The organism is Streptomyces sp. NPDC110618, assembly GCF_055657065.1.
The window spans coordinates 288,307-312,811 of sequence record NZ_JBVKBN010000003.1 but is presented as its reverse complement, the minus strand read 5'-3'; the positions used below and the strand labels follow the sequence as shown (position 1 = coordinate 312,811).

The 24,505-nt window shown below is 72.3% G+C and carries 23 protein-coding genes; 15 read left to right on the top strand and 8 right to left on the bottom strand.

What is annotated here, in order from left to right; genetic code table 11:
* The first annotated feature begins 98 nt into the window (after window positions 1-98).
* Window positions 99-1,388 (top strand): DUF6986 family protein, encoded by a 1,290-nt coding sequence (locus ACZ7L7_RS07955; RefSeq protein ID WP_472075288.1) that lies wholly within the window; start codon window positions 99-101, stop codon window positions 1,386-1,388.
* A 67-nt stretch (window positions 1,389-1,455) separates the two neighbouring features.
* Window positions 1,456-3,111, top strand: a complete 1,656-nt coding sequence (locus ACZ7L7_RS07950) for a serine/threonine-protein kinase (RefSeq protein ID WP_285512292.1) — start codon at window positions 1,456-1,458, stop codon at window positions 3,109-3,111.
* Here ACZ7L7_RS07950 and ACZ7L7_RS07945 read toward each other — a convergent pair.
* Both ACZ7L7_RS07945 and ACZ7L7_RS07940 read right to left on the bottom strand, forming a co-directional pair.
* The gene (locus tag ACZ7L7_RS07945; protein WP_285512291.1) at window positions 3,057-3,848 is read right to left on the bottom strand and encodes a hypothetical protein; all 792 of its coding nucleotides are present in this window, start codon (window positions 3,846-3,848) and stop codon (window positions 3,057-3,059) included. The genes ACZ7L7_RS07950 and ACZ7L7_RS07945 overlap by 55 nt on opposite strands.
* Before the next feature lie 7 nt (window positions 3,849-3,855).
* Window positions 3,856-4,950, bottom strand: a complete 1,095-nt coding sequence (locus tag ACZ7L7_RS07940) for a LacI family DNA-binding transcriptional regulator (RefSeq protein ID WP_285512290.1) — start codon at window positions 4,948-4,950, stop codon at window positions 3,856-3,858.
* A 146-nt stretch (window positions 4,951-5,096) separates the two neighbouring features.
* Between ACZ7L7_RS07940 and ACZ7L7_RS07935 the strand changes: the two genes are divergently transcribed.
* The 3 genes from ACZ7L7_RS07935 to ACZ7L7_RS07925 all read left to right on the top strand — a co-directional run bounded on the left by ACZ7L7_RS07935 (window position 5,097) and on the right by ACZ7L7_RS07925 (window position 8,124).
* The gene (locus ACZ7L7_RS07935; RefSeq protein WP_285512289.1) at window positions 5,097-6,044 is read left to right on the top strand and encodes an ROK family protein; all 948 of its coding nucleotides are present in this window, start codon (window positions 5,097-5,099) and stop codon (window positions 6,042-6,044) included.
* Window positions 6,045-6,744: 700 nt separating this feature from the next.
* A complete protein-coding gene (locus ACZ7L7_RS07930) occupies window positions 6,745-6,945 on the top strand; it encodes a hypothetical protein (RefSeq protein ID WP_093719319.1) in 201 nt (66 codons plus the stop codon).
* Window positions 6,946-7,086: 141 nt separating this feature from the next.
* The gene (locus ACZ7L7_RS07925; RefSeq protein WP_453603721.1) at window positions 7,087-8,124 is read left to right on the top strand and encodes an NUDIX hydrolase; all 1,038 of its coding nucleotides are present in this window, start codon (window positions 7,087-7,089) and stop codon (window positions 8,122-8,124) included.
* Window positions 8,125-8,143: 19 nt separating this feature from the next.
* Here the strand turns inward: ACZ7L7_RS07925 and ACZ7L7_RS07920 are convergent, their stop codons facing one another.
* Window positions 8,144-9,499: a dipeptidase gene (locus ACZ7L7_RS07920; protein ID WP_453603719.1), complete on the bottom strand. Its 1,356-nt coding sequence runs from the start codon at window positions 9,497-9,499 to the stop codon at window positions 8,144-8,146.
* A 193-nt stretch (window positions 9,500-9,692) separates the two neighbouring features.
* Here ACZ7L7_RS07920 and ACZ7L7_RS07915 point away from each other — a divergent pair, with 193 nt between their 5' ends.
* The gene (locus tag ACZ7L7_RS07915; protein ID WP_472075285.1) at window positions 9,693-10,946 is read left to right on the top strand and encodes a geranylgeranyl reductase family protein; all 1,254 of its coding nucleotides are present in this window, start codon (window positions 9,693-9,695) and stop codon (window positions 10,944-10,946) included.
* 87 nt (window positions 10,947-11,033) lie between these two features.
* Here ACZ7L7_RS07915 and ACZ7L7_RS07910 read toward each other — a convergent pair whose 3' ends face one another.
* Entirely contained in the window at window positions 11,034-11,504 is a 471-nt protein-coding gene (locus tag ACZ7L7_RS07910) for a nitroreductase family deazaflavin-dependent oxidoreductase (protein WP_453603716.1), read from the bottom strand.
* A gap of 269 nt (window positions 11,505-11,773) precedes the next feature.
* Here ACZ7L7_RS07910 and ACZ7L7_RS07905 point away from each other — a divergent pair, with 269 nt between their 5' ends.
* From ACZ7L7_RS07905 to ACZ7L7_RS07895, 3 genes are all read left to right on the top strand, one after another.
* The gene (locus ACZ7L7_RS07905) at window positions 11,774-12,511 is read left to right on the top strand and encodes a TetR/AcrR family transcriptional regulator (protein ID WP_285512283.1); all 738 of its coding nucleotides are present in this window, start codon (window positions 11,774-11,776) and stop codon (window positions 12,509-12,511) included.
* Window positions 12,512-12,621: 110 nt separating this feature from the next.
* Entirely contained in the window at window positions 12,622-13,848 is a 1,227-nt protein-coding gene (locus tag ACZ7L7_RS07900) for a sensor histidine kinase (RefSeq protein WP_285512282.1), read from the top strand.
* A complete protein-coding gene (locus ACZ7L7_RS07895; RefSeq protein ID WP_285512281.1) occupies window positions 13,845-14,510 on the top strand; it encodes a response regulator transcription factor in 666 nt (221 codons plus the stop codon). Before ACZ7L7_RS07900 ends, ACZ7L7_RS07895 begins: the two co-directional genes overlap by 4 nt.
* Here the strand turns inward: ACZ7L7_RS07895 and ACZ7L7_RS07890 are convergent.
* Both ACZ7L7_RS07890 and ACZ7L7_RS07885 read right to left on the bottom strand, forming a co-directional pair.
* Window positions 14,471-14,755 (bottom strand): DUF6332 family protein, encoded by a 285-nt coding sequence (locus ACZ7L7_RS07890; protein ID WP_472075283.1) that lies wholly within the window; start codon window positions 14,753-14,755, stop codon window positions 14,471-14,473. The genes ACZ7L7_RS07895 and ACZ7L7_RS07890 overlap by 40 nt on opposite strands.
* A gap of 248 nt (window positions 14,756-15,003) precedes the next feature.
* Window positions 15,004-16,491 carry an MFS transporter gene (locus tag ACZ7L7_RS07885; RefSeq protein ID WP_453599406.1) on the bottom strand — a complete coding sequence of 496 codons (1,488 nt, stop codon included), beginning with the start codon at window positions 16,489-16,491 and terminating at the stop codon, window positions 15,004-15,006.
* Between the two features lie 85 nt (window positions 16,492-16,576).
* On the opposite strand from ACZ7L7_RS07885, the gene ACZ7L7_RS07880 reads away from it, so the two are divergent.
* Entirely contained in the window at window positions 16,577-16,954 is a 378-nt protein-coding gene (locus tag ACZ7L7_RS07880; RefSeq protein WP_285512278.1) for a MarR family winged helix-turn-helix transcriptional regulator, read from the top strand.
* Between the two features lie 6 nt (window positions 16,955-16,960).
* Here the strand turns inward: ACZ7L7_RS07880 and ACZ7L7_RS07875 are convergent, their stop codons facing one another.
* Complete coding sequence (locus ACZ7L7_RS07875) at window positions 16,961-17,701, bottom strand: maleylpyruvate isomerase family mycothiol-dependent enzyme (RefSeq protein WP_472075280.1); 741 nt, start codon at window positions 17,699-17,701, stop codon at window positions 16,961-16,963.
* Between the two features lie 143 nt (window positions 17,702-17,844).
* Between ACZ7L7_RS07875 and ACZ7L7_RS07870 the strand changes: the two genes are divergently transcribed.
* The gene (locus ACZ7L7_RS07870) at window positions 17,845-18,381 is read left to right on the top strand and encodes a DM13 domain-containing protein (protein WP_285512276.1); all 537 of its coding nucleotides are present in this window, start codon (window positions 17,845-17,847) and stop codon (window positions 18,379-18,381) included.
* 127 nt (window positions 18,382-18,508) lie between these two features.
* Here ACZ7L7_RS07870 and ACZ7L7_RS07865 read toward each other — a convergent pair whose 3' ends face one another.
* Window positions 18,509-19,690 carry an MFS transporter gene (locus ACZ7L7_RS07865; protein ID WP_472075278.1) on the bottom strand — a complete coding sequence of 394 codons (1,182 nt, stop codon included), beginning with the start codon at window positions 19,688-19,690 and terminating at the stop codon, window positions 18,509-18,511.
* Window positions 19,691-19,844: 154 nt separating this feature from the next.
* Here ACZ7L7_RS07865 and ACZ7L7_RS07860 point away from each other — a divergent pair, with 154 nt between their 5' ends.
* The 4 genes from ACZ7L7_RS07860 to ACZ7L7_RS07845 all read left to right on the top strand — a co-directional run bounded on the left by ACZ7L7_RS07860 (window position 19,845) and on the right by ACZ7L7_RS07845 (window position 24,463).
* Entirely contained in the window at window positions 19,845-20,486 is a 642-nt protein-coding gene (locus ACZ7L7_RS07860) for an HAD family hydrolase (protein ID WP_285512274.1), read from the top strand.
* A gap of 137 nt (window positions 20,487-20,623) precedes the next feature.
* The gene (locus ACZ7L7_RS07855; RefSeq protein WP_472075276.1) at window positions 20,624-21,754 is read left to right on the top strand and encodes a helix-turn-helix domain-containing protein; all 1,131 of its coding nucleotides are present in this window, start codon (window positions 20,624-20,626) and stop codon (window positions 21,752-21,754) included.
* A gap of 686 nt (window positions 21,755-22,440) precedes the next feature.
* Window positions 22,441-22,938 carry a DUF6415 family natural product biosynthesis protein gene (locus tag ACZ7L7_RS07850; protein WP_471591878.1) on the top strand — a complete coding sequence of 166 codons (498 nt, stop codon included), beginning with the start codon at window positions 22,441-22,443 and terminating at the stop codon, window positions 22,936-22,938.
* A gap of 460 nt (window positions 22,939-23,398) precedes the next feature.
* Entirely contained in the window at window positions 23,399-24,463 is a 1,065-nt protein-coding gene (locus ACZ7L7_RS07845) for a peptidoglycan recognition protein family protein (RefSeq protein ID WP_285512271.1), read from the top strand.
* Window positions 24,464-24,505 lie beyond the last annotated feature (42 nt).

The following is a 24,505-nucleotide window of genomic DNA, read 5'->3' as shown; positions in this document are numbered from 1 at the left end:
GCTCCGCGTGGACAGGGTGTTGACCATCAGGAAGGTCCCCGGATAACTTCGTTCTACGGATTGTTGATTCCGTACAGCGGAAAACAGGAGGGTGTGGGATGGGTCAGCAGGAGACGGTGGCGACCAGCCTCGCGGGCGCCGTCAGCGAGGAGATCAGCGCCTCCCTCGCGCCGGTCGACGCCGAACTGGAGCGCCGCTACCCCGGTGACCCCGGCACCCGCCAGCCCGTCCACACCGTGTACGTACCCGGCGACGTCTTCGCCGCCGACACCGTCCGCTCCTGGGGCGACCAGGCCCTCACCTCCCTCGACGAGCACGCGCCCGACGCCGCCTCCCTCGCCGCCGTCCTCGGCCTGTCCGACGACCTCGCCGAGCCCGTGTACACGCGCGTGCGCGCCAAGCTGGAGCACGAGCCCATCGAGGACCTCCGGGTCGACTTCGAGGACGGCTACCACGGCACCGACGAGGACGCGGACGCCGCCCGCGCGGCCCGCCTCATCGCCGAGGCGTACGCCAAGGGCACCGCCGCCCCGTACATGGGCATCCGCATGAAGTGCATGGAGGCCGCCGTCCGCGACCGCGGCATCCGCACCCTCGACATCTTCCTCACCGGCCTGATGGAGGCCGGCGGACTGCCGGACGGCCTGGTGCTGACCCTGCCCAAGGTCACCTACCCCGAGCAGGTCACCGCGATGGTCCGGCTCCTGGAGGCCTTCGAGAAGGCACGCGGACTGGAACCCGGGCGGCTCGGCTTCGAGATCCAGATCGAGACCAGCCAGGCCATCCTCGCCGCCGACGGCACCGCCACGGTCGCCCGGATGATCCAGGCCGCCGAGGGCCGCGCCACCGGACTGCACTACGGCACCTTCGACTACAGCGCCTGCCTCGGCGTCTCCGCCGCCTACCAGGCCAGCGACCACCCCGCCGCCGACCACGCCAAGGCCGTCATGCAGGTCGCCGCGGCCGGCACCGGCGTACGCGTCTCCGACGGCTCCACCAACGTCCTCCCGGTCGGTACGACCGAGAAGGTCCACGACGCCTGGCGCCTGCACTATGGCCTCACCCGCCGCGCCCTGTCCTGCGCCTACTACCAGGGCTGGGACATGCACCCCGGCCACATCCCCACCCGGTACGCCGCCGTCTTCGCCTTCTACCGCGAGGGCTTCGAACAGGCGGCGGCCCGCCTCGCCCGCTACGCCCACCGCGTCGACGGCGACGTCATGGACGAACCCGCCACCGCCAAGGCCCTCAGCGGCTATCTGCTGCGCGGCCTGGACTGCGGGGCACTGGACACGGGTGAGGTGGCCCGGCTGACCGGGCTGACCCGCGCCGACCTGGAGGGCTTCGCCGCGCCCCGGCGGGGGGATCTGACGGTCTCCGGGACGTAGGCCGGTGGTCACCGCCGCCCCTTAGGCTGTACGCCACGCAAACGGGGCTCACAGGAACGGGGCGGCTGTGTCATCGGGGGAGTACGGGCGGACTGACGGGGTCGGGCGGCTGCTCGCCGGGCGCTACCGGGTGCTGGCCCAGCTGGGCCGGGGCGGCATGGGCGTGGTCTGGCGGGCCGCCGACGAGGTCCTGGGGCGCGAGGTCGCCGTCAAGGAACTGCGCACCTACACCGACGCCGACGGACCGGAACTCGACGGGCTGCGGGTGCGCATGCAGCGCGAGGCCCGCGCGGCGGCACGGGTGCGGCACCCCGGAGTCGTGGCCGTGCACGACGTCGCCGAGGTCGACGGACGGCCGCTCATCGTCATGGAACTGGTCGACGGGCCCTCCCTGGACGACGTCCTGCGCGAGCGCGGCACCCTCGACCCCCACGAGGCGGCCGGGATCGGCACCAAGGTGATGGACGCGCTGGCCGCCGCCCACCGCGCGGGCGTCCTGCACCGCGACGTCAAGCCCGGCAACATCCTCCTCGACCGCTCGGGCCGCGTCGTCCTCACCGACTTCGGCATCGCCACCATGGAGGACCCGGGCGACGGCTCCGCCACCCACCTCACCCGCAGCGGCGAACTCGTCGGCTCCCTGGACTACCTGGCGCCCGAGCGCGCCCAGGGCGCGGACCCCGGTCCGGCCTCCGACGTGTGGGCGCTCGGCGCGACCCTGTACGCCGCCGTGGAGGGCTCCTCGCCCTTCCGCCGGACCTCGACCTTCTCCACGCTCACCGCGATCGTCAGCGACCCCCTGCCCGAGCCGCTGCGCGCCGGATCGCTCGCCCCCGTGCTGCACCGCCTGCTCGACAAGCGCCCCGAGTCCCGCCCGGAGGCCGAGGAGGCCCGCGACCTCCTCCAGGCCGTCGCCGACGGGAACCGCCGCGACACGCCCACGAGCGCACTGCGCGGCCCCGCGACCCCGGAACGAACCCCGACCGAGCGTGTCGCCCCGGCCGTCCCGCAGGGCTTCGGGCCGCCCGTGCCGCCGAGCCGTCCAGTCCCGTCCGCCGACAACTCCACCGCACCCCAGACCGCCACCACCGAACGCCCCTCCCGCGGCCGGAGCCGCGCCCTGCTCGCCGCCGCTGCCGTCGCCCTCGTCCTGGCCACGGCCGGCACCACGGTCGCGCTCCTGCGCGACGGCGACGACCCCGGGACGACCGCGGACCCCGGGCAGAGCGTCACCGCCGCGGCCCGCACCCCCTCGAAGAGCGGTGGCGGCGCGGCCGACCCCGACGGCTCGGCCGGGACCGAACCCACCGGCAAGGCCGACGAGAAGTCCCCCACACCGACCCCGACCCCCACCCGCACCACCGAGACCGAGCGGTCCCCGAAACCCAGCCCCACTCCGACCCGGACCTCCGGCGGCGGAGGAGGGGCCACCGTCCCGGCCGCCGCCTGCCACCCCATCGGCGGCGGCAAGTACAACTGCGAGGTCTGGCGCACCGCCAAGTCCTACACCGCCACCGGCACCGAGGTCGGTGTCCTCAACGCGGGCACCAACTACTTCTACTGCCAGCAGAAACTGGGGCGCCGCCAGACCATCGGCCAGTGGACCAACATCTGGTGGGCGAAGACCGACGACGACAGCGGCAACACCGACGTCTGGGTCAACGACGTTCACGTCAAGGGCGGCGACAACGACGAACCGGTGCCCGGACTCCCGCTGTGCTGACCGACGTACCGCTCGAAGCCGTGCCCGGTGACCAGCTTCTCGCTCGCGAACCATCGCGTACCGCGCTCGCACAGGGCACGGTCGGCGCGGGCCCGCGCGCAGAACTCCTCCGGGGTGACTCCGAACAGCTCCCTCAACTCGGCCGAGTCAAGCAGCAGTTCGGTGAGCAGCGGACGCTGGCCGGGGTGGCTGCGCGGGGCGCCGGTGCCGTTGTGCAGGACGCCGCGCCTGTTCACGTACGAGAAGACGCCCGGCAGCGTGGTGCCGTCCGGCAGGTCGACGCGGACCTCGGGTGCGGGCAGCCAGGCGCGCCGGTAGTTGCCGAGCGGCAGAGGCACGCCCTCGCTGGCGTCGATCACGGCGAGCTGGTCGTCGTCGAGCCACAGCACGAACAGTTCCCGCACGGCGCCGGGCGCGTGGAACGGCGACGCCGATACGTACCCCATGAGGCTGACGTGCGCCGAGACCCCGATCTCCACGCCTGTGACCCGCGCCTTGACCATGGGGATCGGTGAGTCGAGGCCGGCCTCGGCCATCTTGTGCCGCAACTGGCCGGGGCAGGCGTTGGAACCGATGGCGAGGACCGGCGTGCGCTCGGGGTGGGTCGGCCGGTCCAGGGGCAGGAAGTACTCGCCGTCCAGGAGCCCGGAGTCCGCGGGCCAGCAGCCCGGGTAGAGCAGCGGCTGGTCCCTCGGGGCCTCGCCGAGGCCCAGGGCCTGGAGCGTGAGGTGGTCCATCGCCCGCTCAGTCCGCCGGGGGCAGTTCGCCCGAGCCGCGCGTGATCAGCCGGGTGGGCAGCTCGATGCGCTCGGGTGCCACGAGCGTACCGTCGAGCTGCCGGAACAGGCGCTCGGCGGCGGTCCGGCCCAGGGCGGCCGCGTCCTGGGCGACGACCGTGACCCCGGGCTGGAGCAGATCGGCCAGCTCCAGGTCGTCGAAGCCGACCAGCGCCACCCGCCGGGACTGCTCGGCGAGGACACGGATCACTGTGACCGTCACACGGTTGTTGCCCGCGAAGATCGCGGTGACCGGCTCGGGCCCGGACAACATCTCCTCGGCCGCGCCGCGCACCCGCTCCGGGGTGGTGACACCCAGGGACATCCAGGAGTCCGCCACCGGGATGTCCGCGTCCTCCATGGCCGCCCGGTAGCCGCGCAGTCGCTCCGCGGAGGTGTGGATGCGGGGCATGTCACCGATGAAGCCGATCCGGCGGTGGCCGTGCGCGATCAGATGGGCGACACCGTCGCGGGCGCCGCCGTAGTTGTCCGACAGCACCACGTCCGCGTCGATCCGCCCGGCCGGACGGTCCACGAACACCGTGGCCACGCCCGCCCGTATCTCCGGCTCCAGATAGCGGTGGTCGTCCCCGGCCGGGATCACCACCAGGCCGTCCACCCGCCGGGCGCACAGCGCCAGCGCCAGTTCCTGCTCGCGGTCGGGGTCCTCGGCGCTGGAGCCGTTGATCAGCAGCGCCCCGTGCGCCCGCGCCACCTCCTCGACCGCGCGGCTGAGCGGGCCGTAGAACGGGTCCGCGAGGTCCTCCAGGACCAGCCCGATGCTCGCGGTACGGCCCTTGCGCAGCACCCGCGCGCTGTCGTTGCGGCGAAAGCCCAGGGCCTCGATCGCCTCCTGCACCCTGCGCTCGGTCTCGGGCGTGACGCCGGGCTCGCCGTTGACGACCCGCGAGACGGTCTTCAGACCCACTCCCGCCCGGGCGGCCACGTCCTTCATCGTCGGCCGGTTGCCGTAACGGTTGTGCGGGGAGCGGTCGGCGCGGCGGATGGTCTCGGGCACGATGCGGGTCCTGTCCTGTTCGTCCACGGGGATGCGCAGATCCATGGTTTGTATGAGGATGTGGCGTCGAGCATAGAGCCTGGACAACGTTGTCAGATGCAGGAGACACTGTCCACCGCACTCTCCGGCCTGCGCCCCACCGCTAGTCCGGCTTCCCTTTTCCGCATGGTTGACCGGGAGATCTGACTCTGATGCACACCGACCTCGTGGCCGCTCTCGACATCGGCGGCACGAAGATCGCCGGAGCGCTCGTGGACGGCCGCGGCCGGATTCTGGCGCGGTCCCAGCGGCCCACTCCGGCGCGCGAGAACGGTGACACCGTGATGGGCGCCGTCGAGGCGGTGCTCGCCGAACTGGCCGCCTCCCCGCTCTGGGCGGGCGCGAGCGCGATCGGTATCGGCAGCGCGGGGCCGGTGGACGCCTCCGCGGGCACCGTGAGCCCGGTCAATGTGCCCGGCTGGCGGGACTTCCCCCTGGTCCGCCGGGTCCGTGAGGCCACGGGCGGGCTGCCCGTCGAGCTGATCGGCGACGGCGTGGCCATCACGGCGGCCGAGCACTGGCAGGGCGCCGCCCGCGGCCACGACAACGCCCTGTGCATGGTGGTCTCCACCGGCGTCGGCGGCGGCCTCGTCCTGGGCGGACGGCTGCACCCGGGGCCCACCGGCAACGCCGGCCACATCGGCCACATCAGCGTCGACCTCGACGGCGACCCGTGCCCGTGCGGGGCGCGCGGCTGCGTGGAGCGCATCGCGAGCGGGCCCAACATCGCCCGGCGCGCCCTGGAGAACGGCTGGACCCCTGGCCCCGACGGCGACACCTCGGCCGCCGCGGTGGCCGCCGCCGCCCGCGCCGGGGACCCGGTCGCCGTGGCCTCCTTCGAGCGGGCCGCGCAGGCCCTGGCCGCCGGGATCGCGGCCACCGCGACCCTGGTCGAGATCGACATCGCCGTCATCGGCGGCGGCGTGGCCAAGTCGGGCGAGGTCCTCCTCGCGCCCCTGCGCAAGGCCCTGACCGACTACGCCACCCTCTCCTTCGTCCAGCGCCTGGTCGTCACCCCGGCCCGGATGGGCACGGACGCGGGTCTGGTGGGCGCGGCGGCTGCCGCGCTGGCCCGGCAGGCGGACGCGGCGACGGTGTGACATCCGGGGCCGGCGGGGCGGAAGGAACGTTACGGCGGGGGTGACCTCCGGTGCGGTGCGTGCGTCGGTGGTCGTACTCGCCCAGTGCGTGCGTCGACGGCCGACCTCGCCCTGCGGACGCCCTCGCCCCGGGGCGGACGCGGCCGCGGTGTGAGGCGGCCGGAGCCGTACGGCGCGGGCGACCTCCGGTCCGGTGCGTGCGGCGGCGGGCCCCCTCGGTCTGCGGGTGGGCACGGCGGTGGTGTGACGCGGCCGGAGCGGTACAGCGCGGCGGGGCGTTGGCGGGGCTTCCGGGGGGACGTCGGGGCTTCGCCCCGGCCCGGACGGGCGGCGTGGACGCCGGGCCGCCGCCGTGGCGCCAGGTGGGGGACGCAGGGGGCTGCCGCCGTGATGCGCCAACGGTGTGACGCCGGCTGCCGCCGTGGGCCAGGTGTGACGACGGGTGCTGGTGAGGCGGCAGGGGTCGTACGGCGTACTCGGGGTTGGTGAGGCGGCAGGGGTCGTACGGCGTACTCGGGGTTGGTGAGGCGGCAGGGGTCGTACGGCGTACTCGGGGCTGGTGAGGCGGCAGGAGCGGTACGGCGCAACGCGGGCCCGGTGAGGAGGCGGGAGCGTTGAGGCGCGGGGGCCGGTGAAGTGGCCGAGCCGTTTTCCGGACCCACACCGTGACCCCCGCCCCGCCCCCGCAGTTGAGCCGGTCATGAAGAAGCGCAGCATGCTCGCCATCGCCTCCCTGGCCACCGGATTCGTTGTCGCGGCCATCACGCCCTCGCACTCCCTCGGCAGCGACCTGACCGACCTCGACGTGGGCGAGACCCTCAGCACCCTCAGCGAAGTCGACGAGACGATCGCCAGCGACAGCCTGGCCGTGGAGGACAACGCCCTCGGGCAGAAGGGCTGACCCGACGGCACGCAGCACGGCGCCGGCGCCCCCGCAATCTGGGGCACCGGCGCCGCCGCTTGTGCGCCCTCAACTGGAACTGGTTTCCGTGGCAGGGTGGAGCGGGCAAGCCACAGGGGGCCAACAGAAGAGGGGGAGTCCGTGATCGTCTGGATCAACGGCGCGTTCGGTGCGGGGAAGACCACCGCCGCACGGGAACTGATCGAACTGATCCCGAACAGCACGCTCTTCGACCCCGAGGTCATCGGCGGAGCGCTGCCCCACCTGCTCCCGCCCAAACACCTCGCCGAGGTCGGCGACTTCCAGGATCTGCCGATCTGGCGGCGGCTCGTGATCGACACCGCGGCCGCCATGCTCGCCGAACTCGGCGGGACCCTCGTGGTCCCCATGACCCTGCTGCGTCAGGAGTACCGCGACGAGATCTTCGGCGGCCTCGCCGCCCGCCGGATCGCGGTACGGCACATTCTCCTGGCCCCGGCGGAAACGATTTTGCGCCAGCGCATAGCCCAGCGGGAGGTCCCCGACACCCCGGACGGAGAACTGCGCACCCGGCAGTGGGCCTACGACCGCATCGAGCCCTACCGGTCCGCCCTCGCCTCCTGGCTCACCGCCGACGCCCACCCCGTCGACAACGGCCACCTCACCCCGCGCCAGACCGCCGCGCGGATCGCCGAGGCCCTCGCCGGCGGAGCCGCGCCCGCCTGCGACATCGTGCAGACCCCCGAACCCACGGCCGAGACCCTGGCCGCCGGCGTCCTCCTCTTCGACGAACAGGACCGCGTCCTCCTCGTCGACCCCACCTACAAACCCGGCTGGGAGTTCCCCGGCGGAGTCGTCGAACCCGGAGAGGCCCCCGCGCGCGCCGGTATGCGCGAGGTCGCCGAGGAGACCGGGATCCACCTGGAGGACGTACCCCGGCTCCTCGTCGTCGACTGGGAACCGCCCGTGCCACCCGGATACGGCGGACTGCGCCTGCTCTTCGACGGCGGACGGCTGGACGCCGTACGGGCCGGACGGCTGCTGCTGCCCGGCCCCGAACTGCGCGACTGGCGCTTCGTCACCGAGGAGGAGGCTGCCGAACTCCTGCCACCGGTCCGCTACGAGCGCCTGCGCGGCGCCCTGCGGGCACGGGAACGCGGGGCCGCGCTCTACCTGGAAGCGGGCGTGCCCACTCCCTGATCCGCGGCCCCGCCGCCGCTCAGCTCGCCGCGTACTCGCGCAGGAACAGCGCCTCCGCCACAGACAGCCGCTCCAGTTCCTCGGGCGACACGCTCTCGTTCACGGCGTGGATCTGGGCCTCCGGCTCGCTCAGCCCGATCAGCAGGATCTCGGCCCGCGGGTACAGCGCGGCGAGCGTGTTGCACAGCGGGATGGAGCCGCCCTGACCGGCGTACTGCATCTCCTGGCCCGGGTAGGCCACCGCCATCGCCCGGGCCATCGCCGCGTACGCCGGGCTCGTGGTGTCCGCGCTGAACGCCTGGCCCTGGCCCACCTGCTCGACGCGCACCCGCGCGCCCCACGGCGTGTGCGCCTCCAGGTGGGCCTGGAGCAGCTTGGTGGCCTCGGCGGCGTCCACCCCCGGCGGCACCCGCAGGCTGACCAGGGCGCGGGCACTGGCCTGCACCGACGGGGTCGCGCCGACCACCGGCGGGCAGTCGATGCCGAGGACGGTGACGGCCGGACGCGACCAGATCCGGTCCGCGACCGTGCCGGAGCCGATCAGCTCCACCCCGTCCAGTACCTTGGCGTCCTTGCGGAACTGCTCCTCGTCGTACTGGAGCCCGTCCCACGCCGCCCCCTGCTCAAGCCCGTCGACCGTCGTCGAGCCGTCCTCGGCGCGCAGGGAGTCCAGTACGCGGATCAGCGCGGCCAGCGCGTCCGGGGCGGCGCCGCCGAACTGCCCGGAGTGCAGATTGCCCTCCAGCGTGTCGACCTGCACCCGGAGCATGGTCATACCGCGCAGCGTGGTCGTGACCGTGGGCAGACCGACCCGGAAGTTGCCCGCGTCGCCGACCACGATCGTGTCGGCCCGCAGCAGTTCCGGGTGCGCCTCGGCGTACCGCTCAAGGCCGCCGGTGCCCATCTCCTCCGAGCCCTCGGCGATCACCTTCACGTGCACCGGCACACCGCCGTTGGCCTTGAGCGCGCGCAGCGCCAGCAGGTGCATGATCACGCCGCCCTTGCAGTCGGCGCTGCCCCGCCCGTACCAGCGGCCGTCGCGCTCGGTCAGCTCGAACGGCGGAGTCCGCCACGCCGACTCGTCCAGCGGGGGCTGCACGTCGTAGTGCGCGTACAGCAGTACCGTCTTCGCGCCCTCCGGGCCGGGCAGGAAGCCGTAGACCGACTGGGTGCCGTCCGGCGTGTCCAGAAACGCCACGTCCTCGAAGCCCTCGGCGCGCAGGGCGTCCGCGACCCAGCGCGCGGCGCCCTCGCTCTCGCTGCGCGGGAACTGCTCGAAGTCCGCCACCGACTTGAAGGCCACCAGTTCGGTGAGCTCTTCCTTCGCCCTCGGCATCAGCGAGGCGACGGTCTCGGCGACCGGATTCGACGACATGGGCACGCTCCTTGTAGGTGCGACGTTGTAGAAGTGCGTACTTCTGTGTACGGCTGATCGGGCGAGCGTAAGCCCCTCCGGGTTCGGTGGGCGCCTACGGGCTTGATCCTCCCACAGCGGCCTGCGGTGACCGCCGCCGTAGGATGCGGGAGACAGCAGCGGCAGGCGGCTTGATCGGGAGCAGTAGACCATCGTGAGCAGCGAGAACTCTTCGGCGGACGACGTGCGGCAGGTGTGGGACGTCGTCGTGGTCGGCGCGGGGCCCGCGGGGGCCTCCGCCGCGTATGCGGCAGCGGTCGCGGGGCGACGGGTGCTGTTGCTGGAGAAAGCCGAGCTGCCGCGCTACAAGACCTGCGGCGGAGGCATCATCGGCCCGTCCCGCGACTCCCTGCCGCCCGGCTTCGAACTGCCGCTGCGCGACCGGGTGCACGCGGTGACGTTCTCCAACAACGGCCGGTTCAGCCGTACCCGCCGCTCCAAGCAGATGCTCTTCGGGCTCATCAACCGGCCCGAGTTCGACCAGCAGCTCGTCGAGCACGCCCAGAAGGCGGGCGCCGAACTGCGCACCGGCGTTGCGGTGCAGCGGGTCGAGCAGCACGGCTCCGCGGTCCCGGACCGGCGTTCGGTCGCCGTCGTCCTCCAGGGCGGCGAGACCCTTCTCGCGCGGGCGGTCGTGGGCGCCGACGGCAGCGCCAGCCGCATAGGAGCCCATGTCGGGGTGAAGCTCGCCCAGGTGGACCTGGGCCTGGAGGCCGAGATCCCGGTGCCGGAGACCGTCGCCGAGGACTGGAAGGGGCGGGTGCTCATCGACTGGGGCCCGATTCCCGGCAGTTACGGCTGGGTCTTCCCCAAGGGCGACACGCTCACCGTCGGTGTCATCTCCGCGCGCGGTGAAGGCGCCGCCACCAAGCGGTACTTGGAGGAGTTCATCGGGCGGCTCGGGCTCGCCGGGTTCGAACCGAGCATCTCCTCCGGGCACCTGACGCGTTGCCGGGCCGAGGACTCGCCGCTCTCGCGCGGGCGGGTGCTGGTGTGCGGGGACGCGGCGGGGTTGCTGGAGCCATGGACCCGTGAGGGCATCTCCTTCGCCCTGCGCTCCGGGCGGCTCGCGGGGGAGTGGGCGGTGCGGATCGCCGAGGCGCACGACGCCGTGGACACCCGCCGCCAGGCCCTGAACTACGCGTTCGCGGTCAAGGCCGGGCTCGGCGTGGAGATGAGCGTCGGCAAGCGGATGCTGGCCGCCTTCGAACGGCGTCCTGGTCTCTTCCATGCCGCGCTGACCGGGTTCCGGCCCGCCTGGCGGGCGTTCATGGACATCACGCGCGGGGCGACGACGCTGGGTGAGCTGGTGCGCAGCCACCCGATGGCGCAGCGGGCGCTGATGGTCATGGACCGGCGGCCGGATTCGGCGGGCGGGGAGGGCGGCGAGGCCGGCGCCGGGTCTTAGGCGCTGACCGTTCAGGACCTGACCGTTCGGGACCTGACTGCTCAGGGCCTGACCGTCTGGGACCTGACCGTCTGTTCGTCGCCTCGCCTACTTGTCGACTCGGTGGCTCTGGACGGTGATCCGGAACGCCGGGTGGTTCGGGGCGATGCGCCGCAGGTCGGCGTCGGGGGAGTCGGGGCCGACTCCGTCGAAGAAGACGCCGACCTCGGCCTTCCAGCGCTTGAGGTAGGCGCGCAGCAGTGGCACCTTGTCGTCGTCGGCGACCTCGGTCGCGGTGAACACGTCCACGTGCTTGCCGAGGCGCAGCTCACCGCCCCCGGCGGCACGCATGTTGTGCGTCCACTGGACGTGGCCGCGCGGGGCGAGCAGGTACTGCTCGCCTTCGAAGGTCAGCAGGTTGACGGGGGTGGTGCGCCACTGGCCGCTCTTGCGGCCGCGGACGGCGAGGACGCGGGAGCCCCAGACACTGACGCCGCGGCGGGTCAGCCAGGCGACGAAGCGGTTGATGACGTTGATGGTGATCCAGCCGGGCTTCTTGACGTGCGCGGGCGTGGTCATGGGGACCCCCTGTGGGTGGAGGAGCGGTGCTCTCTTGGGTGAGCGGCGCTCCGATGGATGCGTGCGGCGGTGTCTTCAGATGGATGAGCGGTGCTCTGCTGAGTGAGTACTGCCCTGCGAGTGAGCGGCGCTCTCTTTTGTGAGCACTGCTCTCGCTTGCTGATTCAGCATGCACGAGACAGGTGCTCTCGCGCAAGAGCAGCGCTCTCTTTTTTGTGCACCGCTCTCGATTGAGTGCAGTGCTCTCGCTTTCATGGCACACTCTCCGTATGAGCACCGCAGCCAGCAGCACACCCAAGGGAGCCCGCGCCCGGGCGCGGATCGAGGTCACCGCCGCCATCAAGGAACAGGCGCGCAGACAACTCGCCGCCGACGGCGCCGCCAAGCTCTCGCTGCGCGCCGTGGCCCGCGAACTCGGCATGGTCTCCTCCGCGCTCTACCGCTACTTCCCGAGCCGCGACGACCTGTTGACGGCGCTGATCATCGACGCCTACAACGCGGTCGGCGAAAGCGCCGAGACCGCGCGCGACGAGCATGCCGACGCCGGGCCCCGGGACCGCTGGACCGCCGTGTGTGAGGCGGTACGGCAGTGGGCGCTCACGCATCCGCACGAGTACGCCCTGATCCACGGCTCACCCGTGCCCGGTTACACCGCTCCCGAGACCACGGTCCCGGCCGCCGCCCGGGTCGGCCAGGTCTTCATCGGCATCGTGCGCGACGCCCACCAGGGCCTCGGACTCGCCAAGCCGCCGCTCCCCGCCGACCTGCGCCCCGAGGCCGAGCGCATGACCGCCGACTTCGCCCCCGACCTCCCCCCGGAGACGGTGGCGGCCCTCATCGCGGCCTGGGCCCAGCTGTACGGCCTCATCGGCTTCGAGGTGTTCGGTCAGTTCAACCGGGTCGTCGAGGACCGCGACCGGTTCTTCCGGCACGCGGCGTCCCAACTCGCCCACGGGGTGGGGCTGGTGTACCCGCAGACGGGGCCGGCGCCGGCAGCCCCGCGCTGACACCGGCGCCCAGCGCCCCCTCGGGGGGCCGGTGTACTTCGGCGGGAGTACGTGTGATCACCACGCGCGGGTGACGCCGCGTGGAGGTGGCGGCGTCTAGCGTGGCGGGCATGGAGGAGCAACAGGTGCCCATGGCAGCCGGTCCGCCGCAGTGGTGGCGGAGCGGGCCGCCGTGGTGGTGGCGCGAGGGGCAGCGGTGGCCGTGGCCGTCGACGTTGCTCGTGACCGCCGTCGTGTTCGCCGGGACGCACTTCGCCGCCCAGGAGCAGACCGGCGAGCGGGCGGACCTCGACCTGTGGGGCCGGCTGCTCGTGCTGCTCGCCGGGCTTCTGCTGCTGTGGCGGCACCGGTACCCGGGGGCGGTGGCCCTGGGTACGGCCGCGGTCGTCCTGGTGTACACGGGCGCCGGGTATCCGCACGGGCCGGTGTATCTGATCGTGGCGATCAGTTGTTTCCGGGCGATCGTCGTCGGCCGTCGGGCGGCCGCCTGGGCGGCGATGGGCGGGCTGTGGGCCGGGCACGTACTGATCGCCCACTGGCTCTATCAATGGCTGCCGCCCTCCGGGGACGGCGCCGCGTCCTGGGGGCAGGAGGGCGCCGTCGCCGCCTGGGTGCTGGCCGTGGGCGCGCTGGGGGAACTGGTGCGGTCCCGGCGGGAGCAGTGGGAGAAGGCGCGGGCCGAGCAGGCGCAGGCGGCGCGGCGGAGGGCCGACGAGGAGCGGCTGAGGATCGCCCGGGAACTGCACGACGTACTGGCGCACAGCATCTCCGTCATCAACGTCCAGGCCGGCGTGGGACTTGCCCTGCTCGACTCCGACCCCGAGCAGGCCCGTACGGCGCTGACCACCATCAAGGCCCAGAGCAAGGAGGCGCTCGGCGAGGTGCGCCAGGTGCTCGACACGCTCCGGGCGCCCGGAAACGCGCCGCGCGCGCCCGCGCCCGGACTCGACCGGCTGCCCGAACTGGTGGAGCAGGCGGCCCAGGCCGGACTGACCGTGGAGGTGCACGGCACCCCGCCCCCGCTTCCGCCCGGCACCGACCTCGCGGCCTTCCGGATCGTCCAGGAGGCGCTCACCAATGTCGTACGGCACTCCGGATCGCGGCAGGCGCGCGTGCACGTCGATCGGGAGGGCGGCGCGTTGCGGCTCCGGATCGACGACGACGGCCCCGCGACCGGCGCGGACGCGGGCGGGAGCGGCAACGGCCTGGCCGGGATGCGGGAGCGGGCCGCGGCCCTGGGTGGCACGATCGAGGCGGGCCCGCGGGCCGACGGCGGCTTCCGGGTGCTCGCCGTGCTCCCGCTCACCACGAAGGCCGTGAAGGAGGAGGAACGGTGATCCGTGTACTGCTCGCCGACGACCAGTCACTGGTGCGGGCCGGTTTCCGGGCGCTGCTCGACGCGCAGCCCGACATCGAGGTGGCGGGCGAGGCGTCCGACGGGGAGGAGGCGCTGCGCGCGGTGCGCGAACTGACCCCAGACGTGGTCCTGATGGACATCCGGATGCCGGTGCTGGACGGGCTGGCGGCGACCCGGCGGATCACCGGGGACGACCGGCTGAAGGACGTGAAGGTGGTGATGCTGACGACCTTCGAGCTCGACGAGTACGTCTTCGAGGCCATCCGCTCCGGCGCCTCCGGCTTCCTGGTCAAGGACACCGAGCCGGAGGAACTCCTGCGTGCCGTACGGGCCGTGGTGGGCGGTGACGCGTTGCTCTCGCCCGGCGTGACCCGTCGGCTGATCGCGGAGTTCGCGGCGCGTTCCAAGGAGCCCTCGGGCGCCGACGCGCTGGCCGAACTCACCGAGCGGGAACGGGAGGTGATGGCCCTGGTGGGGATGGGCCTGTCCAACGAGGAGATCGCCCGCCGTCTGGTGGTCAGCCCGCTCACGGCCAAGACCCATGTCAGCCGCGCGATGGTGAAGCTGGGCGCCCGTGACCGCGCCCAACTGGTCGTCCTGGCCTACGAGTCGGGGTTGGTACGGCCGGGCTGGCTGGGCTGAGCCGCACGCCGGTGGCGTACCACCACGCTGGTCACCCGGACCGCGAACATGACCACGGCGAGCCACAGACCGCCCTTCAGCAGCACCGCCTCCAAGGTCTCCGGCAGTGCGAACAGCAGCGCCGGACCGGCCACCGCCCCGAACACCACTCCTGCCGCGAAGAGGGCACTGACCAGCGCGTACCCCACCTCGACCACGAACGCGTCCTGCTCGGCCTTGTGCGAGCGTCCCCCATGCTGACTCATACCGGAAGTCAAACAGCCGGGTGCCCGGCGGGGCAAGCGACCCCCGCCGGGCACCTGGTGATGGAGACGTCCCCCTAGTCTGTCGTCACATTCCCGCCTGCCGTGCGGCGTCTGGCACGCGTGCTCGCCGCGTTGCCGGAGTGCCCACGTGACTCCGCCACGCGGGCACTCCGGCGCCTTGCGGTCGCACGCACCGGACGCCGCGCGGTCCGCCCTTCGGGCGGACGACGGGAATGTGACGACAGACCCTAGTCGCGGACCGGCACCCGGTCCTGCTCCGTCTCCCGCACAGTGGACTTGGCGACCACCACGGACTGCTGCGGGGCGCGGCGCTTACCGCGCAGACCCGTGAGGGTGATCAGCAGGCCCGCGACGGCGACACCGGCCACCACCACGAAGCCGGGGCGGTAGCTGTCGAGGACCGCCTGCGGGGTGGGCCGGTCCGGGGCGCCGGCGGTGACCACCGCGGTCACGACGGCGAGGAAGATCGCGCCGCCCACCTGCACCGAGGTGTTCAGCAGTCCGGAGACCATGCCCTGCTCGTGGTCCTCGACGCCGTTGGTGGCCTGGATGTTGAGCGACGGGAAGACCAGCGCGCAGGCCGCGCCGATCAGCAGCATCGACGGCAGGACGGTCGCGGCGTAGACCGGGTCGAGGTCGATGCGCAGGAACAGCGCGTAGCCGACGACCATGAGGCCGAAGCCCACCGCGATCAGCCGCTGGGTGCCGTACCGGTCGACGATCGGGCCGACCTTCGTCGAGGACAGCGCCACCAGCGCGCCCGCCGGCAGGAAGGCGAGGGCGGTGTGCAGCGCGGACCAGCCGAGCAGCGACTGCATGTAGAGGGTGGTCAGGAACTGGAATCCGACGTACGAGCCGAAGAAGGCGAGGGCGCCGAGCTGGGCGCGGATCTGGTTGCCCGAGCGCAGTACGCCCAGCCGGATCAGGGGACCGGCGGAGCGCTGTTCGACCAGGACGAACGCGGTCAGCAGGACGGCCACGGCGAGGAAGGACAGCAGGGTGCGGGCGGAGGTCCAGCCGACCTCCGGTGCCTGGACGACGGTGAACACCAGCAGCAGCATCGAGGCAGTGCCGAGGATGGCGCCGGGGATGTCGTAGCCGTTGTGGTTCTTCTCGCGGGTGCTGCGCGGCAGCAGCTTCAGGCCCGCGACCAGGGCCGCGAGGGCGATCGGGGCGGGCAGCAGCATGGTCAGGCGCCAACTGGCCTCGGTGAGCAGACCGGAGAGGACCAGGCCCATGGAGAAGCCGGTGGCCGCGCAGGTGGTGTAGATGGCGAGGGCGCGGTTGCGCAGCGGGCCCTCGGGAAACGTCGTGGTGATGATGGACAGTCCGGCGGGGGCGGTGAAGGCCGCGCTCAGGCCCTTGATGAAGCGGCTGGCGATGAGCAGCGGACCGGAGTCGACGAGTCCGCCGAGCAGCGAGGCGAGGGCGAAGACACCGAGGGCCACCAGGAAGACCTGGCGCCGGCCGAGCAGGTCCGCGGTGCGTCCGCCGAGGAGCAGCAGTCCGCCGTAGCCGAGGATGTAGCCGCTGACGATCCACTGCAGCGTCGAGGTGGACAGGTCCAGGTCGGCGCCTATGGAGGGCAGGGCGACGCCCACCATCGAGACGTCGAGGGCGTCGAGGAACATCGCGGCGCAGAGCACCAGCAAAGTGCCCCACAGCCGGGGTGTCCAGCGTCCGTCGGTGGTGGGGTTGGAGAGCGGAGAGGTCATGGCGGAGACACTACATGCATACGCATCGAATGCAAGCGCATTAAATTCAGATGCATGGAAATCTGTTCTCTGCTACGGTGCGCCCATGGCGGCGAACAAGGCCGAGCAGGAGCTCGTGGACCAGTGGCGGGACATCCTGTCGCTGCACGCCCGCACGCAGTGCGAACTCGACCGCGCGCTGAACCAACACGGCCTGTGCGGCAGCGACTTCGAGGTACTGGACGTCCTGGCGGGCGGTACCTGCCCGCGACGCGTGCAGGAGATCGCCGAGCATGTGCACCTGAGCCAGAGCGCGCTCTCGCGGCTGATCGCCCGGCTGGAGAAGGACGGACTCGTCGAGCGCCGGATGTGCCCCGAGGACCGGCGCGGAGTGAAGGTCGCACTCACGGCGAAGGGGCACCGGCTGCACGGGGAGGTGCTGCCCGTGCAGCGCGCCGTACTGACCAGGATGCTGTCGGGCTGACCGGGGTCAGCCCCAGGTGATGGCGGAGTTCTCCCGCCACAGCGCGGCCAGTGCCGCGTCACCTTCCACGGCCGGGAACGGCTGCCGGTTCCACAGTGCCGCGTACAACTCGGCGACCGGCCCGGACACTTCACAGTCCGCCTCGCCCTCCGCGCCCCGCGCAGCCACGGGCGGCTCCGCGGAGAGGCGTACGGTCCACACCGCGTCCGCGCTGTCGGTGGCCCGTACCCGCAGGACCCGGGGCTCGGCTGTGCGGACCCGGCTCTTGGGGCGGGCGTGGAAGGCGAGGAGGACTTCGTCGATGCCGTCGGCCGCGAACGCGGGGTCGATCCGGGTCGGTGTGCCGCCGAGGGCCGACTCCGCGTCCAGACGGTGGATCGCGGTCTCGTGCGCCTGACGGCGGGCCCAGAAGGCGAGCGGCGAGGGCGCGGGCAGGAAGTACCAGCACCGCATGTCCGGCCGCGCCCCGTCGAGGGCGTCGACGAGACGGCGGTGCCCCTCACGGAACCAGGTGATCAGCTCGGTGCCGTCGAGGTCGGGCGGGTCGGCGGCGGGCCGGTACTCGGTCTGCTCCTCGGCCACGAACACGGTCGCCCAGCGGTGCACCATCCCCGTGTGCCGCAGCAGGTCCCGCACCTGCCACTCGGGGCAGGTCGGCACCTTGGCGTCGGTCCCGGCCCGCTCGGCCGCCTCGGCCAGCAGCCGGCCCTCACGGTCCAGTGCACGGATGAACTCGGCAGTTGTCATGCGCCCGAGTCTGCCTGGTGAAGCGCGCTCCAGGGCAAGCCGGACGTAAGAGTTTCGTCATCGGTGCGCGGATGACCTACGGCCCGGCGATCCGTTGGAATGGGTGCAGTGCAAGCAACTCTCAGGAATCGGGGGAACGCGCCATGTGGCGGAGGCGGAAGTCGTTGATCGTCGGGGTGCTGGTGGTGGCCGTCGCCGGACTCGGGTTCGGGCTGTACTGGTTCCAGCCGTGGAAGCTGTGGCAGGACACGACCGTGGAGGAGGCGCTGCCCGTCGCCGTCGGTACGGCGGCGCCGTCCACGTCGGCGACGAGCAGCCCCGCGGACCCCGAAGTCCTCGCCCGCGGTGAGCTGATCAGCCACGAGCACGACACCTCGGGCAGTGTGAAGCTCGTCCGGCTGGCCGACGGCTCCCATGTGGTCCGGCTGGAGAACCTCGACACCAGCAACGGCCCCGACCTGCGGGTCTGGCTGACCGACGCGCCCGTGAAGCAGGGCGTGGGCGGCTGGCGCGTCTTCGACGACGGGCTCCATGTCAGCCTCGGCAAGCTCAAGGGCAACAAGGGAAGCCAGAACTACGTCGTCCCGGCCGACCTCGACCTGACGCGCTACAGCAGCGTCAGCATCTGGTGCGACCGGTTCGACGTCTCGTTCGGCGCGGCGGAGCTGGTCCGGGCCTGAACGCCGGTTCTCAGGCGGTCAGTTCCCTGCGGATGCGGTCCAGCATGAACGCCGAGGACTCCCGGGCCCGTTCCTCCGTCGGATCGGCGCCGCGTACGAGGACGGCGTCCACGTCGTTCTTGATGGCTCAGGACGTCTCCGCACGGGGTGCGGTCGCCCGTCGGGTGGCGAGCCCGATGACCGCGGCGACGGCGGCGAGCACGGCGACGCTGGTCAGGGCCGTGGGCAGGGAGAACCACTCGGCCATGAACCCGATGGCGGGCGGCCCGAGGAGCATGCCGCCGTAGCCGAGCGTGGACGCGGTGGCCACACCACTGGGCCCGGCGAGCGCCCCGGCCCGCTCGATGGCGACGGGGAAGAGGTTGGCGAGCCCGAGCCCGGTGACGGCGAACCCGGCGAGGGCGAGCCAGGTGTACGGGGTGAGCGCGCCGAGGAGCATCCCGGCGGCGGCCGTACCGCCCCCGATCACGACGGTACGGGTGCGGCCGAGCCGCTGGAGCAGCGCGGACCCGGTGAGCCGCCCGAGGGTCATGGCGAGCGCGAAGCAGGAGTACCCCGCGGCGGCGAGGCCCGGCGAGGCGCCCAGGTCCTGCTCCAGGTGCAGGGCGCCCCAGTCGGCCATCGCGCCCTCGCCGTACGCCGTGCACAGCGCGATGAGCCCGAACACGGCGACGAGCCCGCGGGTACGGCGGTCGAGCCGCCGGGGCCGGTGATCCTGCCCCGCCGTCTCCGGTGCCGCGGGCGGCGCGATGCGCAGGAGCACCCGCCCGGCGAAGAAGGTCACGACGAGCCCGACGAAGGTGAGCCCGAGCAGATGCCGGGCGGGGGACAGGCTCCCGGCGACCAGCCCGCCGACCCCCGCCCCGACCATTCCTCCGAGGCTGAACGCCGCGTGGAAACTCGGCATGATCGGCCGCCGCAGCGCGGTCACGAGATCGACGGCGGCGCTGTTGAAGGCCACGTTGATGGAGCCGTACGCGGCCCCGAACACGAACAGCACGGCGGTCAGCGCCGCGACGGAGTGGGTGAGCGGGGGCAGGGCCACGCTGAGGGAGAGCAGCACGGCGCAGACGACGGTGACCGGATGGCTGCCGTAGCGGCGGCAGAGCCGACCGGTGAGCGTCATGGTCACGACGGCGCCCGCCGACACCCCGAGCAGGGCGATGCCCAGCGCGCCCGCTGACGCGTCGACCTGCTCCTTGATCGCGGGGATCCGCACGACCCAGCCCGCGAAGACGAAGCCGTCGAGTGCGAAGAAGACGGTGAGGGCGATACGGAGACGGGTGAGGTCGACTGAGGTACCCGGCACGACGTTGTGCGAACGGGTTTTGTTTATCGGCGGCACAAAGTCAGGGTACGGGAGGGATGGGGGGAGGGGGCAAGGGGGTTACTTTCGGGTAGGTCGGTGTGCGCCTTCGCGAGGTCGCACCTGCACGGGTGCCGCGGAGTCGTAGGCTCCCAGCGTGATTGAGACCATCGTGCTGGACGTCGGCGAGACGATCATCCGCGACGACCGCTACTGGGCTTCATGGGCCGACTGGCTGGATGTGCCCCGGCACACCCTGTCCGCACTCGTCGGGGCGGTGGTCGCCCGAGGTCATGACAACGCCGAGGCACTCCGGCTGGTGCGGCCGGGCATCGACGTCGCGGCCGAGTACGCCGCACGCGAGGCCGCAGGTCTCGGTGAACGGCTCGAAGAGAGCGACCTGTACGACGACGTCCGGCCGTCCTTGTCGGCCGTTCAGCAGGCCGGTGTACGTGTGGTCATCGCGGGGAACCAGACGGCTCGTGCGGCGGAACTGCTGCGTGGTCTGGCCCTCCCGGTCGATCTTGTCGCGACCTCTGGGGAATGGCGGGTGGCCAAGCCGCAGCCGGAGTTCTTCCGGCGCGTGATGGATGTGGCACATGCCGCGCCGGAGCAGACCTTGTACGTGGGGGACCACCCTGCGAACGACGTCTTCCCGGCGAAGGCGGCCGGGCTGCGCACGGCACACCTGCGCCGAGGCCCGTGGGGGCATCTCTGGGCGGACGATCCAGAGGTGGCGGAGGCGGCGGACTGGCGACTCGACGACCTGATGCAGCTCGCCGAGATCGTGAAGGGTTAGGGCGTGCGAGCCCGTTCGGGTGCACACCCCGTTCCCACGCCGGTACGGTTCGGAGTGGCTAGCACCGAACTGGAGCCGGCACGCGCGCACCGAGCAAGGGCGGAGTAGGCGCCCGGATCGCCTACTACCGCAGTGTCATGCGCCCCAGGATGACGCAGGCGCAACTCGCGGATGCGGCCTGCGTCGCGCTCGGCACCATCCGCAAGATCGAACGTGGCGAACGCGGTGTCAGCGACGCCACCCTGGACGCCGTCGCGCACGCCCTCGGCGTCGATCCCGTACGTCTGCGCACCGACCGTGCGGCGGCCCACACTCGCGTGCGTGAGGCGCTGCCGACGCTCTCCGCAGTGATCGCCACCTACGACCTTCCGGATGACGGTCCGGTCCGTCCCACCCCTCAGCTCGCTGCGGTAATCGCGGAGGCCGCCCGCTGGCGCCTGGCTGCCCAGTACACGCGCATCGTCCGTGAGCTGCCCGACCTCCTTGGCGAACTCGCTCGTGCCTATCACACGGCGCCCCTGGCCGAACGGCCGGAACTGGCCCGGCTCTTGGTGGGGGCGTACCGCTCGGCTGACGCAGTTGCCTACAAGTTCGGTGCGCACGACCTCTCCGCCCGACTCGTCGAGCTCATGCGGTGGGCCGTCACCGAGGCCGGTGACCCGCTCTTGTCCGCGACTGTGGCCTACGTGCGTACAGAGACCTTCTTCGCGGCCCGCGCGCATGCTGCCGGCCTACGCGCACTGGACCAAGCCCTGGAGGCGGCCCCTGCTCCGGTCACTTCTTCAGAGATCGCCGTCACGGGCGCTCTCCACATGCGAGCCGCCGTCATCGCCGGCCGGGCACGTGACGCTTCGGCTGCCGTCACACACCTTGCCGAGGCGAGGGCGCTTGCCGACCGTGTGGTCGAAGGCGTGTATTTCGGGACCGCGTTCGGCCCGGACTCGGTCAACGCCCACACGGTGTCCGTCGCCGTCAGCCTTGGAGACGAGCACGTCGGCCGCGCTCTGGAGGCCGTGAAGGAATGGACGCCTCCCAAGAGCCTGCCTGCCGAACGGCGCTCCGGGTTCTACATCGATCTCGCCCGTGCGCAACTGTGGTCCGGCCTTGCGGCTGACGCCTTCGAGTCGCTCAAAGCCGCGCGCCGCATCGCTCCGCAGCACACCCGTGAGCACCCTTGGGTCCGTGAGGACGCGGCCACGTTACGCCGCCTCAAACGCGCTGACGCGGAGAGCCTCACCGACTTCGCCGAGTGGTGCGCCGCCGTCTGAACCACCCCAACTACCCCTCGCCGGGGTACTTGTGAGTCCGTCCTGCCCTCACCATCTGTTGCACCCGCGACAGATCGGCCGACTCCCGCGACCGCCCGAAACGGTTCCAGGACGTGGCCAACGCTCAAACCCGTGAGGGAGCGTTGACATGACGAACAGCATGGCCCCGCGTAGGGCATCAAGGCCATCGAGTCCGCCTCCGACAGGCGGGGTTGGACCGTGGCTCGCTTCCGCGCACCCCCAGCCTGCCGCAGTCCGCGAGGCATGGGGCACGGACGCCCGCCTTGCCCTGATCCCCCTCGGGCGCCTCTTCGACGCGGTCCGTATCCCCGCCGACGTCGTACACCTCACGCTCGCCAGCCACGACCAGGCGGTCGTCGAGCGGCGGTTGGCGAGGCACCTGCGAGGCGGCCCCGTCATCCACGACCCCGAGGGCCACCGCTACTACGCCCTCGTCCCGCCCGGCACCGCCCAGGGGAATGGACGGCGCCTGGCGCCGAATGCCTCGGCCAGGACGTCTACCTCGGCGTCCCCCGCCCCGACCTCACCCAACCGGACCAGGTCACACGTCACTCGTACTGGGCGGTCCCGGTGTCCCGGCCCGGCAAGCTCTGCCGTGTCATGGAAGTCCGCGTGCTGGCCACGGTGGGCGGCTGCCTCACCGACGACGAGGACGAGGCGAGCGCATGAACACGACCGAGGACGCCCGCGCGTTGGTCGTGGACAGCGCCGCGATGCGTACGGTCGTGGCGGAGGTGCTGCCGCCCGAGGTGACTCCCACCGACCCGGCGACTCTGGACAGGCTGATCGGCCTGCTGCGCGGCCACATCGAACGACTCATCCCCGAGGTCGAGCAGGCCGCCGCGCAGCTGCCTGTCGACGACGTACCCCGCTATGTGGCGCTCGCCTGCGTCACCGAGGCCCGCGGCAGGCTGGAAGCCGTCCCCGCCCTGCTGCCGTCCGACATGGCGGCGCAGGCACGCAGGCTCGGCCGGGCGCTGCTGGCGCTGTGCGACCACTACGAGGCTCTTGGCGGCGTCCGCGTGTGCCTGGCCTGCGACCGGCCCATCAGACCGGGCGAGGCGATCCGCCCGTACGACCAGGTCAGCCCGTCCGGTGGCGCGATGCGCTCCGGCCACGTCCACGACTGCTGCATCAACACGGTCCGCTGCACCGGCCGCTGACCGGCTGCCTTGCCCCGGCATTTGGGGCCCCATGGCGACCGCAGGGTCAGGGTCGCGCCTCCCGAACGGCCGTCCCACCGGAAGACCCCCATCTCCCGGCGGGACGGGTTCCCAAACCCTCCGCTCCGCGCCCCACCCCGGACAGGTCGAGGGTCCATCCTCGCCAGCGGGCGATGGCAGCAGCTCGCTGAGGCCGTGCCGCAGTCACGCAACGCCTGCCCTCGGGACGATTCCGGCGACTGTGACCCGGCCAACACCCCGGCGTGCGAGCCTGCCTCCCCAGACGTTTCAACAACTCCTTCCCCGGTACCGGTACCACCCCCCGCGCGAAGAAGTCAGGACGCACCGAACCCACACGCCCCCACCACCCCTCGCACACCAGTCCCCTGGCGTACGCGCCACCCCTCGCGGGCAAGAACCCCGCGGTGCCTCGGTGCCGAGCAGGAAGGGAGACCTGCCTATGGCCACTCCGCTCACGGCCAGTCGGCTCGTGGCGGCTCTGCGCGCTGAGGGGTGCAGAGTGCACGAGGTCCGCGGATGGCGGACCAACAACCGTAATCACAAAGGGCCTTGGGGGCCGGTCAACGGGGTGGTGGTCCATCACACCGTCACGGGGCCCGGGACCGACGTGGTCAGTCTCGTCTACCACGGGCACAGCGCCCTGCCGGGCCCGCTGGCCACCGCCTGCATCACCAAGGACGGCACGGTCCACATGACCGGCAACGGGCGCGCGAACCACGCCGGCGGGGGAGACCCCGATGTGCTCGCCGCCGTGATCAACGAGTCGTACGGCAGCTATCCGCCGCCCACCCACGAGCATGACGGCAGCCCCGGTTCCGTGGACGGCAACGCCCGCTTCTACGGCTGGGAGTGCGAGAACAAGGGCGACGGCCGGGACCCGTGGCCGCGGGTGCAGTACGCCGCCATGGTCAAGGCCACCGCGGCGGTGTGCCGGGCGCACGGCTGGAGTGCGAAGAGCGCCGTCGGCCACCTGGAGTGGTCGGACTGGAAGCCCGATCCGCGCGGCTTCGACATGAAGGACTTCCGCAGCGATCTCGCCGCGTGCCTGCGCCTCCCGGCAGGCGTGTGGGAAGGAGACGACGACCCCATGCCCCAGTACGTCAATCTCGGTATCGCCGACCCCTACCAACTGCGGCCCGGCGTATGGGACTCCATAGAGTTCACCACCGAGTGGACCGACGAGCCCGGCGACCACGGCCGGGGCGGCAGCGTCTTCGTCCGCGGCCCGGCCCGCTTCACCGGCTCCCTCAGCCTGCGCCTGGACGATCTGCCGGCCGGCTGTGTCGTCCAGGCCCGGATGTCCGAGTACGAGGGCTCCGAGCACCGCGCGGACCACCCGGTCCACGAGACCGCCGCCACCAGCGGTGGGACCTTCGCCGTGGTGCCCCTCACCAAGCGCATCGGGTCGGGCCGGGGCATGCGCATCCGGCTGCTCAATCAGGCGGACGTGCCCATCACGGTCACCAGAGCCGTGCTCACCGTGCTGGTGTGGGAGGAGGGCTGACGGGGCCGCCGCCGAAGGCATCGTGACGGCCCCGGGGACAGC

What these genes read in the sequence shown, in the direction of transcription:
- ACZ7L7_RS07955 (WP_472075288.1), top strand. Translation starts at nt 99, where the DNA reads ATGGGTCAGCAGGAGACGGTGGCGACCAGCCTCGCGGGCGCCGTCAGC.
- ACZ7L7_RS07945 (WP_285512291.1), bottom strand. Translation starts at nt 3,848, where the DNA reads ATGGACCACCTCACGCTCCAGGCCCTGGGCCTCGGCGAGGCCCCGAGG.
- ACZ7L7_RS07940 (WP_285512290.1), bottom strand. Translation starts at nt 4,950, where the DNA reads ATGGATCTGCGCATCCCCGTGGACGAACAGGACAGGACCCGCATCGTG.
- ACZ7L7_RS07935 (WP_285512289.1), top strand. Translation starts at nt 5,097, where the DNA reads ATGCACACCGACCTCGTGGCCGCTCTCGACATCGGCGGCACGAAGATC.
- ACZ7L7_RS07930 (WP_093719319.1), top strand. Translation starts at nt 6,745, where the DNA reads ATGAAGAAGCGCAGCATGCTCGCCATCGCCTCCCTGGCCACCGGATTC.
- ACZ7L7_RS07920 (WP_453603719.1), bottom strand. Translation starts at nt 9,499, where the DNA reads ATGTCGTCGAATCCGGTCGCCGAGACCGTCGCCTCGCTGATGCCGAGG.
- ACZ7L7_RS07910 (WP_453603716.1), bottom strand. Translation starts at nt 11,504, where the DNA reads ATGACCACGCCCGCGCACGTCAAGAAGCCCGGCTGGATCACCATCAAC.
- ACZ7L7_RS07905 (WP_285512283.1), top strand. Translation starts at nt 11,774, where the DNA reads ATGAGCACCGCAGCCAGCAGCACACCCAAGGGAGCCCGCGCCCGGGCG.
- ACZ7L7_RS07900 (WP_285512282.1), top strand. Translation starts at nt 12,622, where the DNA reads ATGGAGGAGCAACAGGTGCCCATGGCAGCCGGTCCGCCGCAGTGGTGG.
- ACZ7L7_RS07890 (WP_472075283.1), bottom strand. Translation starts at nt 14,755, where the DNA reads ATGAGTCAGCATGGGGGACGCTCGCACAAGGCCGAGCAGGACGCGTTC.
- ACZ7L7_RS07885 (WP_453599406.1), bottom strand. Translation starts at nt 16,491, where the DNA reads ATGACCTCTCCGCTCTCCAACCCCACCACCGACGGACGCTGGACACCC.
- ACZ7L7_RS07880 (WP_285512278.1), top strand. Translation starts at nt 16,577, where the DNA reads ATGGCGGCGAACAAGGCCGAGCAGGAGCTCGTGGACCAGTGGCGGGAC.
- ACZ7L7_RS07875 (WP_472075280.1), bottom strand. Translation starts at nt 17,701, where the DNA reads ATGACAACTGCCGAGTTCATCCGTGCACTGGACCGTGAGGGCCGGCTG.
- ACZ7L7_RS07870 (WP_285512276.1), top strand. Translation starts at nt 17,845, where the DNA reads ATGTGGCGGAGGCGGAAGTCGTTGATCGTCGGGGTGCTGGTGGTGGCC.
- ACZ7L7_RS07855 (WP_472075276.1), top strand. Translation starts at nt 20,624, where the DNA reads ATGCGCCCCAGGATGACGCAGGCGCAACTCGCGGATGCGGCCTGCGTC.
- ACZ7L7_RS07850 (WP_471591878.1), top strand. Translation starts at nt 22,441, where the DNA reads ATGAACACGACCGAGGACGCCCGCGCGTTGGTCGTGGACAGCGCCGCG.
- ACZ7L7_RS07845 (WP_285512271.1), top strand. Translation starts at nt 23,399, where the DNA reads ATGGCCACTCCGCTCACGGCCAGTCGGCTCGTGGCGGCTCTGCGCGCT.